Source organism: Mycoplasma sp. CSL7491-lung (assembly GCF_018913965.1).
GTDB lineage: Bacteria > Bacillota_I > Bacilli_A > Mycoplasmatales > Metamycoplasmataceae > Mycoplasmopsis.
In genome coordinates this window covers 14,199-31,487 of record NZ_JAHMHG010000002.1, presented here as the reverse complement: position 1 = coordinate 31,487, position 17,289 = coordinate 14,199, and the positions used below count along the sequence as shown (strand labels likewise).

At 24.5% G+C, this 17,289-nt stretch carries 7 protein-coding genes; all 7 read left to right on the top strand.

The window, feature by feature from the left end:
* Positions 1-171: 171 nt before the first annotated feature.
* Positions 172-12,177, top strand: a complete 12,006-nt coding sequence (locus KQ876_RS02090; RefSeq protein ID WP_216490079.1) for a hypothetical protein — start codon at positions 172-174, stop codon at positions 12,175-12,177.
* Positions 12,178-12,274: 97 nt separating this feature from the next.
* Positions 12,275-13,009, top strand: a complete 735-nt coding sequence (gene tpiA, locus KQ876_RS02085; RefSeq protein ID WP_216490078.1) for a triose-phosphate isomerase — start codon at positions 12,275-12,277, stop codon at positions 13,007-13,009.
* A 64-nt stretch (positions 13,010-13,073) separates the two neighbouring features.
* Positions 13,074-15,104, top strand: coding sequence for an Mbov_0121 family peptidase domain-containing ABC transporter (locus KQ876_RS04400; RefSeq protein ID WP_216490077.1), 2,031 nt, complete (start codon positions 13,074-13,076; stop codon positions 15,102-15,104).
* Positions 15,079-15,483 (top strand): MAG1140 family protein, encoded by a 405-nt coding sequence (locus tag KQ876_RS02075; RefSeq protein ID WP_216490076.1) that lies wholly within the window; start codon positions 15,079-15,081, stop codon positions 15,481-15,483. Before KQ876_RS04400 ends, KQ876_RS02075 begins: the two co-directional genes overlap by 26 nt.
* Before the next feature lie 31 nt (positions 15,484-15,514).
* Positions 15,515-15,997, top strand: a complete 483-nt coding sequence (gene ybeY, locus KQ876_RS02070) for an rRNA maturation RNase YbeY (RefSeq protein WP_374962852.1) — start codon at positions 15,515-15,517, stop codon at positions 15,995-15,997.
* A 1-nt stretch (position 15,998) separates the two neighbouring features.
* Positions 15,999-16,388: a cytidine deaminase gene (gene cdd, locus KQ876_RS02065; protein WP_205852082.1), complete on the top strand. Its 390-nt coding sequence runs from the start codon at positions 15,999-16,001 to the stop codon at positions 16,386-16,388.
* A complete protein-coding gene (gene era, locus KQ876_RS02060) occupies positions 16,388-17,260 on the top strand; it encodes a GTPase Era (protein WP_205852083.1) in 873 nt (290 codons plus the stop codon). Before cdd ends, era begins: the two co-directional genes overlap by 1 nt.
* Positions 17,261-17,289: the final 29 nt, after the last annotated feature.

Sequence of the window (17,289 nt, the reverse complement as noted above, 5' to 3'; positions counted from 1 at the left end):
TCATTTTTTATGTATAATTACATAACTTAAAGTATATTTGAATAACAAATTGTATTATATCTATTAATACCTTTTCAAACTTGAATTTATTTTAACGTTTTTTAATTATATAAATAAGTTTTAGAAAAAATATATTTTGTTAATCAAAATAATAAAAACTAAGGAGGAAAAATGTTTAATAAACAAAAAAGAAATACTATTTTTGCGAGTGCAACTATTGCTGCTATCACTTCGATTTCGGCTGGTGTTGTAATCATGTGAACATGATCAAACACTAAGGAAGATTACAACCTTAGATATCAACAAGTTAAAAATATATTAACAAAATTAAATTTACCAAAGAAAAATATTGAGAAAAAATTTAATTCAATAGATCCTAACTACAAAAGTATTAATCAATTTAAACAACTTGATAAAGTTGTTGAACTAATACTAACTAGTTTAAAAAAATCTATTAATTCAAAAGAAAAAAATTTAAAAACATTGAATATTCATCGTAAAGAATTTAAAGATGAGTTTGATATGATGGATTATAATGATAGTTTGAATTATATTAATGAATTTGATAGTTTAATAAATAATGTTCAAGATCCGAAAGAAAAAGAAACGTTAATTGATAACTTATTAAAAGATACAAGATCTCAAAATTCAAAGTTACAACTCGATAATCTTAAAAAAGTTTTAGAAGAGCAACAAAGAGAAATAAATGAAAATAAAGTTGAAATTTCAAAAATCATTTCCACTTTTCCAAAAATATTAAGAGATAAATTTAATAAAAAATTAGATAATTCGCAAAATAATTTAAATTCATTAAGAAATTTAAAATCAGAATTAGAAAAATATGAACCAATTGTTGAAAAAGCACAAAAAATTAAAAATCTTTTTAAACAATCTGAAGTTTATGTAGATCTTAATAATGCAGAAACAGAAGAATTACCAATAATAGAAGATAAAATTGATAAAATTTTAAAAAGTGAAAATTTATCCGAATTCGACCGTAAAAAAGATCAAGTTAAAAATTTAATTAATGTAGTTGAAGATGAAGGCACTAAAAACGATTTTTTAGAAAAGTTAGATGAAATTGACAAAATAAAAACAATGCCTGAATTGTTAGAACTTGAAAAAGAAGTTGAAAATTACTTAAAATCTAATTCAGGTTTACAAGGTTTAATTAACTTTAAAAAGAAAGAGTTAAATAATAAAATTAATGAATCTAATTTACCTGAAGAGATAAAACAAAAATATTTAGATGACATTAAGGTTTCAAGCAATTTAGATGAACTATCTAAAATCGAGAGAGAGATTGATGAATTAATAGCAATTGACAAAAGAAAAAAAGAAGTCGAAAAAATTATTAAATTATTAAATAATCCTAAAAAAGACGAACTTTTAAGGGAGTTATCATTAACTAATGATTTAGAAGTTATAGATAGAATTTCCAATGAAGCAACAAAAATTTTGAGTGAAGAAACCAAAAAAACCAGAAAAGTTATACAAAGACTAAAGGGTCTTCCTCGTTTGAAAAATGACTTTGAGTTGATATTATCAGACGCAAAGACACAAGGTGATATTCAAGAAGTAGCTTCAGATGTTAATGATTATATGAACGATCTAATAGATGAAGCAAATGAAATTGTAAATTCATTAGATAATGGTACATCTGTAATAATTGGCGAACAAACAGTTTCTAAATCTTCATTAGAAAAAGAATTAGAAAATTTATCAAACACCGGAAATGCAGGAGAATATTCTGAAATTATTGAAAAAGCTAATGCGTTGAAAAATTATGTTAATTCAAAACAAAAAGGTTCTGAAATAGCAGATTTATTAGATGATAAACAAAAAGGTGCCGATTTAAAGGAAAAACTAAAAAATGCAAAAACTTTAGACGACACTTTAAAAGCTAAAGCGGAAATTGATAGGTTGTATCAATTTCAATTAGATAAAGCGAAAGCAAAAAAAGCAATCGAAAGCGTTATTCATAATGATAAAAAATCTGATTTCACTAAAAGATTGAATGATGCTACAACATCAGATGAGTTGGTTATTTTAACATCAGAAGCTAATGCTTATCACAATGCAGAAGAATCTAATAAACTTACTCATGATCAATTAAAATACTTTGTTGATGAAAATGTTGGAGATCAATCTAAAAAAGAAGAATTTAAGAAGAAACTTGATGATGCAATGGTGGATCAACAAGGAAAAAATAATATAGATCAAGATCAAGTAGAAACAAAACTTAGAGAAATTCGTGACGAAATAAATGAATTAATTAAGGCTGAAAAAGATGCTGCAGAAGCTTTAAGGCTTAAAAAAGAGCAAATAAAAGCAGATATTGAAAATATAAACGATAAAGACAAAGCGAATCAATTTAACGATGAGTTAATTGATGTTTTAACTATTGAACAAGCCGAAAAATTACAAGAAAAAGTAGATCAACAATTAGAGTTTGAAAAGACAAAAAGAATCATAAAAGAAAAAGTTTCAAAATTGGAAGATAAAAAAGATTATTTAAATGAATCGAATAATGCGACATCTATTGACCAGTTAAAAGACATTGACTCAAGAATTGATCAAGATTTAAAGAGAGAGGCTCAAGAATTAAAAGAAGCTAAAGACGATGCATTAGAAAAAATAGTAGACATAGCAGATAGTAATGCGTTAAAGGCTGAATTATTTGATGCTGTTGAAAAGGCAAAAACAAAATTATCTGTGGCTAAAATAGTAGAAAAAGTAGATAATTATTTAAATGAACTAAAAGAAAAAGCTATTACTGCTATTGCCACAACTGTAGGTGATGATAAAATTCATAATGAGCTAAATGCTGACTTAGGTGGTGCCAAAAACGAAGTACTTCTTAAAGATATAATCAAAAAAGCAAACGAAAGTTTTTCTAATAAGAAAACAGAAGTTATCGATGAACTTTCAATATTAGATGATAATCATTCAACTAAAGAGGAATTTAAAGATAGATTAAAAAACGCGTCAAATATTTCAGATTTAAATGATTTATTAGAAGAAGTAAAAAACGCAAATAATATTGAGACAATTAAAAATAACTTAAGAAAAAAAATGGAACAAGTACAAGAAGGGTCCGAAAAACAAAAGTTATCTAATTTAATTGATCAAGCTAATTCTAGAGAAGAATTATCTAATATAAATGAACAAATAGATGGTCAAATTCAAAAAGAAAAAGACGAAATTCAAGCTAATAAAGATATTGTTAATGAAAAAATTAAAGAATTATATAAAGACGAAAATATTAACTTATTTAATAAACAAACTTCAAAAGATGATTTAGGTTTAGAAGAGTCAAGAAGACTTATTGAAAACATTGAAAAAACAATTGCGGTTGAACAAAATGAACTTAAAAATAAAATAAACGAAGCAGAAAACGAAATATTAAACACATTACTAGAAAGTCCAGAAAGAAACGATATTTTATTACAAGCAGAAAGCTCAAAGAGTTTAGATGAAGTGGATGTTGCACTTAGAAAACTTAACGAAAGAATTGAACTATTAAAAGAAGAAGCGAGAATTGAGGCTAAGAAACTTATTTCAAATAGTGACATGCTCACAAGCATTAAACAAGCCAAAACTCAAAAAACTATCGATCAAATTAAAGCTGAAGCTATTCAACTGTTTAATTCTAAAAAACAAGCCATTTTAGAAAAACTGGATCAAAAAATTAATGTATCAACTGATATCCATGATGAAATTCAAGGCAACATTAATACTGTAGAAAACGAAATTAAACTAAACGAACTAAGTTCTTTAATTGATGATAAATTATTCCATTTTAATCGAGAAACTGAAAATCAAGTTAATAGACTTGTTGATAAATCAAGTATTTTACCAATAGAAAATTGAACAAACGAAAATATTTCACTAAATCAAAGAAATAGCGTTCAAAATATAATAAACAAGAAATGAACAAACTATTTAGAATCTCTTAAAAAATTAGAAGGTGATACAAATAATCATAAAAAATATGAAGATATTCTAACTTCTTTAGATAAAGCAGAAGTAAGTGAAGCAATATTAGATCAATACATAGATGAAATGAATAATATTTTTGATTCTAGAAAAGATATTGTTAGTGCAAATATTCAAAGTATTACAAACGAAGATACTAAGTTAGAACTTAATAAAAAACTTTTGGAAGCCAAAAATATTGAAGATTTAAATGAATTACAAAGACAAGCAGATTTACAACATAAAAAAGAAGAATTAATAAATTCTTTACCGACAAAAATTGTTTTTGAAGATCAAAAACTTGATTTTGAAAATAGAATTAATAATTCAACAAACATTGATCAACTTACAAACCCTAAAACAGGTTTAGAAAAAGAAATTAATGACAAACAAATATACAACAGTGAATTACTGAAAGAACTTGAATTTGTAAATGCATTAAATGATAAAATAAATGTTACAACAGAAAAACACAATGAATTTAAAAAAGCTTTAGATTCTTCTCGAACAAAAGAAGAAGTTTCTGAAATAAAGAGACAAATTAATGAATTTATTAAATCTAAAAAATCTGAAGTTGCTACTTTTATCGAAAAATTAGTCGGAAGCAATGAAAAAGAAATTAAAGAAGAAGAACTTAAAAACGCAACATCAGAAACAGAAATTCAAAGTATTCTCGATGTAACCAAGAAAATATTTTCTAATAAACAAGATAACACTAAAGAAACTTTAGAAGAATTAACAGATGAAACAGCTAAAAATAATTTTAATAATGCTATTGAAAATGCAATTAACTTTAAGAATTTAGATGATATTAAAGATAAAATTAATAATCAAAAATTAAGAGAAGAAATTCAGAGAGACATTAATAAATTATCTAATGGCGAAGAAAAAAAATCATTACAAGAAGAATTAAATAGTATTTCGAACGATAAAACAAATAAACTTAAGTTAACTAGTTTAAAAGATAAAGTTGATAATGCGAGAGCCAAACAAGAAGGTGATTTTGCGATTTCAAAAGAAAAAGCAACTAAAGCACTTGAAAAATTGTTACCTACTAATAATGAGCGTATTAGATTAGAAGGTCTTTTAAAAACATATACAAACGATCAAACCGATTCTGAAAAGGTTAAAAAAGTAGAGCAAGATGCAATTGCTGAATTAGAAAAAATTAAAAATGAAATAAAAGAAGAATCTAAACAAAACATTCAACCAAGAGGTCGTGATAAAGAATCTCCATCTCACACTGAAAAATACAATGAATTTAATGAACTATTAGAATCTGCAACAACAGAAAAAAGACTTAGAGATATATCTAGCGAAATGATAACATACGTAAATGATGTTAAAGACTTATATAAAAAATATGTTGATGCTAATTTACCAATAGAAAATATTAGAGAAGAAATAAAAACAAATTTAGTTTCTAAAACAAAAATAAATGATTTAGATGCTGTTTTAAAAGATGCTAACAAAAAAACAAAAGTTGCAATTGATGAATTATTAAACACAATTGAAGATACTAATAAGAAAAATGAGTTAAAACAAAGATTAGTTGATGCCACTTCAAATGATAATGTTGAGCCAACAATTACAAAATGAAGAAATGAATTAAGCGAACTAAAATCAATTTATGATGATGCTACTTCATTTAGAAATAACGAAAAACGCGAATTAGAAGATTTAAGAAATGATATTAAAAATAAAATTAATAATTCTTTAAACGATAATCAAAACGATAGTTCCGACAATTCAAAAGCAAAATTACTTGAGTTAATTGATGCAGCTTCAACAAAGAGTGAAGCAAATGAAGTTCTTAAAAAATTAAACTCAAAAATCAATTCTATCAAAGAAGTTGCAAGACAAGTGGTTGAAAAAACAAAAGGTTCTAACTTATATGATAATTTAAAGCAAGAAATTAACTCAATTAACATAGATACTGAACAGGAAATTTTATTAATACAACAAAAAGCTTCTGAAGAATTTGAGAAAAATAAAAAATCTACTGAAGATTCTATAGCTTTAGTTCATGATGCTAACAAAAAAGCGGAATTGGAAAACGAGAAAAACACCGCCCAAAATGTTGGAGATTTAAATAACGTAAAAAATAAAGCAATATTAGAAGCTAAAAAAGAAGAATTAAAAGAATTAGTAAAAGAGCTTTGAAATCAAAAAGAATACAATAATAATATAGAAGTTGCAACAACATTAGAACAATTGAACGAAATTGAAAAATTAATAAATAACGATAAAAATGAACAAGATCTTCAATTGAAATCAGTAAAAGAAAAAGCGAGAGTTGCTGTTAATAAGTTAGAAGACAAAAATAATAAATTAACTGATATCGAAAACGCAACAACTTTAGAAGCGGTTAATAAAATAAAAAATGACGCTATTGAAGTAATTAGATCCTTAAAAGAAGAAATTAAACCTTTATTAGCTAAAATTGAAGGTTCAAACAATTATGATGCATTCGAACTCAGAAACAATGACGAAGCTAATGAATTAGAATTAAAACAATTAAAAAATGATTTAATTTCAGAATTTGATACTTTAAAATCAAATACAAAGAACAAAATAAATGAACAAGGTTCTTACAAAAACAATACAGTTATTGTGGATCAATACGATAAAAAAGAAAAATTACAAGCTGAAGCAGAAAATGCTAACAATTTTTCTGAGTTACATAATATAGAAAACACTGCAGAAGTAGAGAAATATGCAAAATATGTAAAAGATGAAATAAATAAAGTTCTTGATAAAGAAAATATGCTTGAGCAAGTTGAAGAAATATTAAAAAATAGACCTTCAACAGATGATGAAAAACAAAACAAAATAAATGCATTAGAACAAATTGCACAAAAAGCAAGAAAAAAAGCTAGAAGTGAGTTAGCAGAACTTAACTTAGCAAAAGAAAATGCTAAAAGAGAAATAAAAGAAAAAGTAAACTTAAGTAGCGAAAAACAACAAGAATTTATCGGAAGAATAAATCAATCTAACACTAAAGAAGAAGTTCAAAACGTTATAAACGATGTAAATAAATTTATTAGTGATGAAAAAACAAAGGTTGAAAATGATTTAATTAACAAATTAACCGAAAATAAAAACCCAAAAAATAAATTAAAAACAAGTCTTAATAATGCAACATCAGAAACAGAAATTGCTAATATTAAAAATGAAGCAATTGCAGAATTAAATAAGTTTAAAAATAATGCTGAAATAGCTCTTGAGAGATTAAGCGAAAATATTCAAGGTCAAAATAATCATTCAGATTTTGTTACTAAGTTAAATGGTGCTAAAACAACAGATACTCAAAAGGCTTATGAAGATGTAGTTAACGAAGTTGAAAAACAAATTGAAAAACTTAAAACATGAGCTAAATCTAATTTAGAACAAATTAATGATCAAGAAGAAAAAAATAAAATTAAAGAATTAATCGAAAGTGCCGACACAAGTTTAAAACTTAAAGAATTAGAAAATAGAGTTAATTTAACAATAGCTAGAGAAAAAGCAGAAAATGCAATAAAAAAATTATCTGATACAAACGAACAAAAAAATCAATTATTAAATTTTATTTATTCTTCAAATAGTCTTCAAGACATTGCAACAAAACAAGCAGAAGCCGAAAAAATAATTAACGATAAAAAGAAAGAAGCTACAGCTGCGGTTGCTAAGTTAGAAGGTGATTTAACATATGTAAAATCAAAAGAAGATCTAGCAAAAGCGGATAATGAAGATCAATTAAACAATTTAATCAGATTAAGTAACGAAACATTCAATAATAAAAAAGATGAGATTAGATCTGAAATTAACAAATTAATTTTAGATAAAGATCTAATGTCGACAGATGGTCTTGATACTGTTAAAAAATTAAAAGATTATTCTAAAAATACAATAATTCCTAAGGCCTTAGAATATACAAATTCTAAAATAACTGAAGTCGCTGACGAGACTAAAAAGCAAGAATTAGAACAAATGCTTAAAAATAAATCACAAGTTGATGATATAAACGAAGTATACAATTTAGCGGTTGCGGAATTAGATAGAGAAAACGCTCTTGAAAATGCAAAAACAAAAGCTAAAGAACTTGCAAAGAACGAATTAAGTGATGAAGATTTAGAATCATTTAATACTAAAATTTCTCAAGCTAATACCATTGAAGAAGTAAATGCTATAAAAAGAGACATTCAAGCAAAAGTTGATGATAAAAATAGAGAATTAACAAAATTAAAAAATAAATTCTTAGATAGTAATGAAGTTAAGAAAAATGTCGAAAATGCAAGTAAAAATTCAGTGAAAGAAATTGAAAAATTAATTAAGAATCTTCAAAATGAAAAAACACAAATTATTTCAAAAACAAGTTCTGATTTGGAAAAAATTCACGTTACAGAAAAAGGATTGTTAACAGTCGATAAAATGAATGATGAAAATTCTAAATATAATGCAATAAAACTTGAATTTGATTCCATAAATGACTCAAATTGAACAGAAGAAAATGATAAATTAATAAGCTCAAAAGTTGACCAAGCTATATTATCAAGAAAAAATAAAGCAAGAGATCATATTAATTCACTTGATTTAGATAAAGATACAAAAGACCAGTTAATTAATGAATTAAACTCTGGTGATACTAATACTTACACAAAAATTATTAAATTAGAGAAAAAAGCTGATAGAGAATTAAGAGTCAAAAATATTAAAGATAAAATTTCAAAAATAAATGATGAAAATGTTAGAAACGATTTAAATAATAGAGCAAATTCTGATAATGAAAATTTAGATACCTTAGAAACAGATGTAGAGGGAAAACTTAAAGAACAAGAAGATGCAATCAATTTATATAAAGAAGAAGCAAGAGAAGAAGTTAAAAAATTACCTTTAAGCGAGCAAAAAACAAAAAATGATAATATAGATTCAGCAACAACACAAGATCAAATTGATACTATTAAACAAAGTGTTATTCAAAGAATGGGAACATTAAGAAAAGAAGTCCAAGATGAAATTGAAAAAATGCCTTTAAATGCTAGAAAATATTTAAGTGACAAAAAAGATTCCGTTTTAGATAATGGTGATGAATTATTATCGTTAAAGGAAATAGCGATTGAAACAGTATCAGAATCAAATAAATTGAAAGAAAAAAATGAGTCTGAATTTTCTAATGAACAAGAAGCGAAAGAGTTTTTTGATTCAAAAATTAATAGTTCAATAGCTGATTCTAAAGAAAAAATCAAATCATTATCTAATGATTTTGAAATCATCAAAAACAAACTTAAAACATTAAGAACAAAACAAGCAGAGCTAGGCGTTGAATATAAAAATCAATTCGATTCATTAGTGTCCGATGCTTTTAAAGACCTAAATAAAGAAATAATAGGTAATAATAGTGTTAATTCAATGTTAGATTCAATCATCGAAAAAATTAATTTTAGAAAAAAACAAAATGATGCAATTAAGGCCATCAAAGATAAGTTTGAAGATCAAAATCAAACCGTTACAACAGTAAACGATATTAATAATTTAACTTCAAACGATGAAAGAGGATTAGAAACTCTTGTTACAAATGCAAATAATTTATTTAATAACTTACAAAGTTTAAAAAATACTATTAATTCAATAGGTAAAGAGTCTAATAGAACCTCATTGTTAGAGGAATGAAAAAAAGTTGACACATTAAGTAAAAAGGAAACCTTAGACCTTAAGGTTAATTCATTTAAAACAACATTAGCTAGTGTTCAACAAGAATTAAATAATTTAGATAATCGAAGTAATCAAAAACAATCATTACAAACTGAACTAGATATGGCAGGAACAAAAGAAGCGGCAGAAAATGTTAGAAGTAAAATTAAACAAGAAAAGGCAAAGAATGATTGAGAGTCTTTAAAAGCAAGATTGAATAATGGCGACCAAAAAACAAATTGAGATAACATAGTTAATTCGGCAAAAAGCACTAGCGAGCAAATAGATACTGTTATAACTGATGCTACTAAATATTTAGAATCCAAAAGACAAAAGGCAATTTCAACTTTAGAAAGATTAAATGAAGATAATTCAATAAGAAGTAATTCAACATCCAAAACAACTATTTATAACACTGAAAGTGAATATGATAATCTAATTAATAATTCTATTAATTTCTTAAACAGTGAAGCTAAAAAAACAAATATATTAATAGGAAAATTAAAGGAAACTACTAAAAAAACAAATGATTTATCTCAATTTACTTTTGACTCAAACAACAATGTTGATGATAGTGTAACTGAATCTAAAATTAATAATGATTCTAAAAAAGTTGAAGAAATATTAAAGAGAAAATATAATGATGTAAAAGACAAATTAAACATATTAAACGGGTCTTCAGAACGAGAAACTTACAAAACAAAACTAGGAAGCGAAATTGACTTTTTAAATAAAACCGAAACTCAATACGATACTCTTATTAGCGAAATAGATGGAATATATAACGAAAAACACAAAATAGCCGAAAGGTTAGTAAATTACGAAATTAAAGACCCTTCAAAGAAATTAGAATTTAATGAAAAATTCAGAAATGCAGCTAATTTGGGTGATTTAAATACATTAATTAATGAATTAAATAAATATTATGAATTACTTATTTTCAAACCAAAAAAAGATAATAATTCAAGTATAAGTCAGTTTAATTGATACAATGAAGATGTTGTAGGTGAAATTCAATTAAATAAAGTTGAAGGTGATTATAAGGATAAATATATTTATTTAGTTGTTAAATCATCAAAAGGTGATAATTATGTTGTATCTAAACCAATATTATTAAATAATAGTAATTTAAAATTTAATTTCCCAATTAAAAATTTTATTGATGATGGACATTATGATTTACATAAAGTTGTAGTATTAGATTATGATGCTAATGATAAAAATGTTATTCTAAGTAGTAAAAATATAATAAATAATAAATATGCATCTATTTATAACTTTAATATCAAACTAGGTACAATAACCGCTAACAATGTAAGTATGTCATGAAATAATTTAGAAGAAGCAATATTAGATGAAAATTCTCGGCCACAAGGTGCTGAAATGATCGAAAAAAGTGTTGATGCTAATGTGCAAATAAATGGTTTTACAGCCGAAAATATTGATATTAGTAGTATTAAAAATATTAGAATTCATTTAAAAGGTGAAGCTAACACTGGTAATTCATTTACAAATGATAGATTTAATAACGTTACTTTAATAGATAGACTCGAACTTACAAATGAAAATTCTAATATTTTAGTACGTAAGGTCGATAACACTGATTATATTTTCTTTGATTTAAAAGCCAAAGGAATGAAAGCAGGATATGTTTATAATCTTGATAAAATTGAATTTGATATAAATAGAAGCCATATAATAAAACATTATGTTTATAATAAGGTTAAAAAAGATAACGATGAAAATTCTATAAATTATTCTGAAAATTATAGTTATAAAGAAAATACAAATGAAGCTATTTCATGATTATTTGAATTAAAGAAATCCGATAGGGATAAATTATTAACTGTTAAAGAAGAGCATCCAAATAATCAAAGTTATAAATCTATTTTAGAATTTAATGATGGTTGAGATATTTATGCTTTTTCTGGTCTATTTAGATATCTAAATAGTTTTGTTCCTGATATAGGAAGCAATTTAGGAAATCATCAATACAAAAAAGAAGATGGAACAAGTGTATCTTTAAGAGAAAGATGAAAAGATTATTTAATTAATAAATTGACACAAATATATAAAGATAAATATAATAAAGATAAATATTATGCAACCATACCAACTAATAGACGTTGAGGTGATGGTTGATCACTTTCATTTATACAACTAGGTATTGACCCTAATAGTTACAAAGAATATACTGGAATGGTCATTCATGGAACAAATACTTTTGCGCCTGTTTTAGGTGGTAGAAATGTGGAGTATGATTTCCAACATTCGCCTAAATATTTCGAATTGATGAAGGAGTTCATGTATAATCGAAAAATATGAGAAAACGGAAGAAGTGTTTGAGCTATGTGGCTTAAAGGTGCTCGTCAAAAATTAAGTGTAACTGCAGATTTTAATGAATATGACGAAAGCGACCTAAAAAATACTATAAGATTGGCTATTGAATTCGTTTTAGAATTCGGAGCAACTAATTATATTGGTGATAAGATGACATATCCAACCGAAACTATTAAAAATAAATAATGTTAAAATATTAGCAAAGTTAAAATTGCTAATATTTTTTCAATAAAATAAAAGAAAATATTTTATAATTATTAAAATAAAAAAATAAGAGGTATAAATGAAAGAATTAATAATAATCGGTAACTGAAAAATGAATAAAAATTTCTCTGAAACAGAAAAATTTATTAGTGATTTTTCAAAAGAATACCAATCAAAAAAAGATTTAATTTATAAAAACGTTAAATTTGGTGTAGGAGTACCATCTGTTAACTTATCAGCATTTAGATTAAATAAAGTAACAGACTTAAAATTAGCAGCTCAAAACGTTAGTGATAAACCAAAAGGGGCATACACAGGTGAAGTCTCAACATCAATGCTAAATGACTTAAATGTTGATTATGTAATTTTAGGTCACTCAGAAAGACGTACATATTATCATGAAACAAATGAAGAGGTTTATGCTAAAGCAAAAGCTACAATTGAAGCTGGTATGACACCAATTATTTGTGTAGGGGAAACCCTTGAAGAATACGAAAAAGGTTTAACTAAAGAAGTTGTTAAAAATCAAATTGAGAAGTCAATTGCAGACTTAGATTATACTAAAGTAGTTGTTGCTTATGAACCAATTTGAGCGATTGGAACAGGTAAAGTTGCAACACCAGAAATTGCACAAGATGTATGTGCATATATCCACTCAATTACATCAAATGATTTAAAAGTTCAATATGGTGGAAGTGTTAATCCTAATAACATAAATGAACTATCATCTCAAAAAGATATAGACGGATTTTTAGTTGGTGGAGCTTCATTAGAGGTTGAAAGTTTTGTAAAATTATTAACATTAGGTAAATAATAATGAAAAAAGGAACTATTTTTACATTTATAGTTCTTTTTTATTTTTAATTTCCTTATTAAGTATGGAAAAGCAATACGATTATAGAGATTGTTCGTTATATGTATTTAAATATTACGCTAAAAAATATCATAACGAAGATTATGACATTAATGAATTAAAAATTAACGTAATGTATGATGATACTGGAATAAGTTTAACCAATTTAAAAGATACAATTAGTTCATATGGATATAGCTTAACTTCTTACTATTGTAAAATTAGTGAACTAAGACAATTAGAAAAAAGTGAATATCCTTTTGGGGCAATTGTTAGAAATGAAGAATTTCAACATATAGTTTTTATTGAAGATATAGAAAATGATTATGTCAAATATTATGATCCCGGCTCTGGAAAAATTATAAATTCAAAAATCATAGATTTTAAAAATATATTTTTAAATATAATTGTTAAGTTCAATAAAAAAATATCTCCTTTAGAAAAATATAAGGAACCCAAAAAAATATTTAACATAAATAAATATTCTTATTTTCTATTTTTTTCACTTCTTTTAGAGTTGATTTTAAATTTAATTTATCCTTTTGTTACTAAATATATATTACAATCATTAGTTCCAACTAGGCAAATAAATGAATTTTATTATTTAATAATTATTTTTGTTACTTTTACTTCATTTTCATTATTGATAAGCCTTATAATAAATAAAACGACTAAAATAATTGTTTTAAAGAATTTTGAAAAAGAATTCTTAAATATACTAGAAACATTTTCTAAAGAAAATATTAATTTAATTAATAATTTAAACGAAATAGAAATTAAACAGAGAATAAATAATATATACCAAATTGAAGCATATAAGATGACATTTATACCAAGAGTTTTATATATTCTACTTTCCTTTTTGATTTCGCTTACACTAATTTTAATAACTAGTTATTTGTTGACTTTGATTATGATTATTATAGGAGCTTTGATAGGAACATTTACTTTTTTATATTACTTATGATATCGAAAATCAACTAATTTTTTAATTTCTGAATCAATATCTTTAGATAGATCTTTAGATAATTATATTAAAATATTAAAGACTAACTTTCTTTTGTTAGAAGAAGAAAAATTTAAAAATAAAATGATAAAAAATTTTCAAAGTCATAATTGCAGTTTTAAGTCTTTTATAGTTAGTGAAAGTTATTTTGATAGTATTAATAAATTTATTGACATCATAATTCCCATTTTGATTCTATTTTTCGGATCTCTACAAATTTGAAATAATAAAATAAATTTATATCAATTATTATTTTTCTTAACGGGAACAAAAATGTTCTTATCACCGATCAAACAAATAGAACCTATTATAAAAGAGACTCAAAACTTCAAATTAAACAAAAATATATTAAATATTTTTAAAAAAAATAAACGTAAAACTAAAACTTTAAATTTTGATAATATTGGACAAATAAAGCAAATAAAATTATCATATGTTTCTTATAAATATAATAAAAGCCAAGAAAAATATTCAGTTAATATTCCGAGATTAACTTTAGAAGGTAATAATATATTAAAAGGTAATAACGGTAGCGGGAAAACAACACTGTCATCTTTGTTAATGGGTAAGTATAATATTACTAATGGTGAAATTTTTATTAATAATAATTTGGTCAATTTATATGATAATGATTTTATAAAACAAAGAATTTGTTATATTGGAGATAACAAAAATATACCTAATTCTACTTTAAAAGAATATTTGTTAATAGATGATTGGGAAAATTTTACTAATATTTTAAATAAATTTCAAATTTATGAAGCGTTTAAAGCTCTTAATATGCAAATAAGAGAAGATGTTATGGTAAAGAAATTATCGAGTGGACAAATACAATTAGTCAAGTTTTTGAAGTTGTTATTATATGATTATGATGTATTTATTTTTGATGAAGCTTTTGAAGCGATAAGCGAAGATGTTTTCATTTTTTTGAAAGAAAAATTAACTAAATTATTAAATAATAAATTAACACTTGAAATCAGCCATAATTCTAAATATATTTTTGATAATGCAAGGATAATTAAAATTGAAGAAATTACTAAATTTTTATAAATTAGAAATATTTTTTTTAATTGTATTATTGGTTTTGTTATCTTTTTTAATATATTTTGGTCTTTTTTATAAGGTAAAAAGCTATAAGAGTGTAATAATATATTTTAATGATAATAATTTAGAACTAAAAAATATACAACCCAATGAATTAATTTATGAAAAATATAATTTAGTAGTTTTTGATGAAAATAATAGCATCGAATATCCGATTATAATTTCAGGTATTAGTAATAATAAAATAGAAATAATAAATGACGAATTAAAAAAATATTTAATAGATAAAAATAATTTATTTTTAAATTCATTATTAGAGTTAAAAACAGAAACCTTAAGTCAAATAATTTATGACAATTTGGTTAGTATTTTTTTAAAAAAATAACCCTTATCACTAAATAATATATAATATAAATATGAATATGAAAAATAATTATGATATTTCATTAAACATAAAAAAAGAAGTGAAAAATGTTGAGTTATTTAAGGATGAAATGATCCAAATAATTAATAATTTTGGAAACTTTTTTAAAATAGATCCAAATAAAAAGATAATATTGGATGTAACATTTGTTTCCAAACCTAAAATTCGTAAGTTAAATAAAGAATATAGAAATAAGGATTATGTAACTGATATTTTATCATTTGACTTTGGAAATTTAGAATTTTATGAAAAGATGCCATTTATTCATTTGGGTGAATTAATAATTAGTTGAGATAAAATGAAAAAACAAGCAAAGGAATTTAATCATAGTATTAAAAGAGAGTATTGTTATTTATTTACTCATGGATTAGTTCATTTATACGGTTATGATCATGAATTAGAAGAAGAAAGAGTTGTTATGAACAAAATTGTTGATGAAATTTTTGAACCATTAAAAATAAAAAGAGAGGATTAAAATGATTGAAAAATTAAGAAATTTATTGTCAAAAGCATATGCTCCATATTCTAATTTTCAGGTGGCTGCTATTGCTGTTGATTTTGACGGAAAAGAATATTGAGGTGTTAATGTAGAGAATGCTGCATATCCTTCTGGTCTTTGTGCAGAAAGGAGTGCATTATTTGGCTCTGTGGCATATGGCGGACATGTCGGTAAATTTAAAGAAATACATATCATTTCTAGAAAAAATGAAATAATAACCCCATGCGCAGGTTGTCGTCAAGTTATGACTGAATTTATGCCGCAAAATGGCTTGGTTTACCAATATTCAAATGATGGAACTCAAATGAGAGTGAACACTGTTGCAGAACTTGTGCCTTATCCAATTTTTATGGAGAATATTAAGTAATGAAAATATGTTTTGCTAGTATAGTTGGTAGACCTAATGTAGGTAAAAGTAGTTTGCTAAATGCAATTTTAGGGTACAATGTTGCAATTGTAACTAATGTAGCACAAACAACAAGAGATCAGATCACTGGAGTTTATACCGACGAAACACATCAAATTATATTTACGGATACTCCTGGCATACATAAACCAAAAAATAAGCTAGGTGAAGTATTAAATAAAAATGCTTTTGACTCTATAGAAGGAATTGATCTTTTGTTATTTTTGTCTCCTTCTGATGAAGAAATTGGCCCTGGAGATAAATTAATATTATCTAAAATAGAAAATATTAAAAATAAAATAGCGGTTATATCTAAAATAGATAAAATTAAAAAAAATCCTGAAAAATTAACAAAAAAAATCCGTGAATTGGGCGAATTTGGATTTGATAAAATTGTATCAACAGACATATATAACGACTCTTCAATAGTTTCCTTAATTGATATTATTAAAGAATACTCTAACGAAGGTGAATTACAATATGATCCTGATTCTATTACTGATAAAAGCATGCGTTTTTTAGCAAAAGAAATCATAAGAGAATCAGCAATAGAAAGATTATACGATGAATTGCCACACTCTATTGCTGTGTCTGTCGAAATTTTTCAAGAATTAGAAAATAACATTATTATTGAAGCGATAATGTATGTAAAAAAAGAATCTCAAAAAGGGATGTTAATAGGAAAGAATGCATCTAAAATCAAGGAAATAAGTAAAAGTTCAAGAGTAAAAATGTCTCATCAATTTGGAGTCCCTGTTTCTTTATATTTAAAGGTAAAAGTTGCTAAGAAATGGAATGATGATGAAAAAACATTATCTAAATTTGGGTATTAAATAACTCTTATTATTAGGGTTATTTTTAA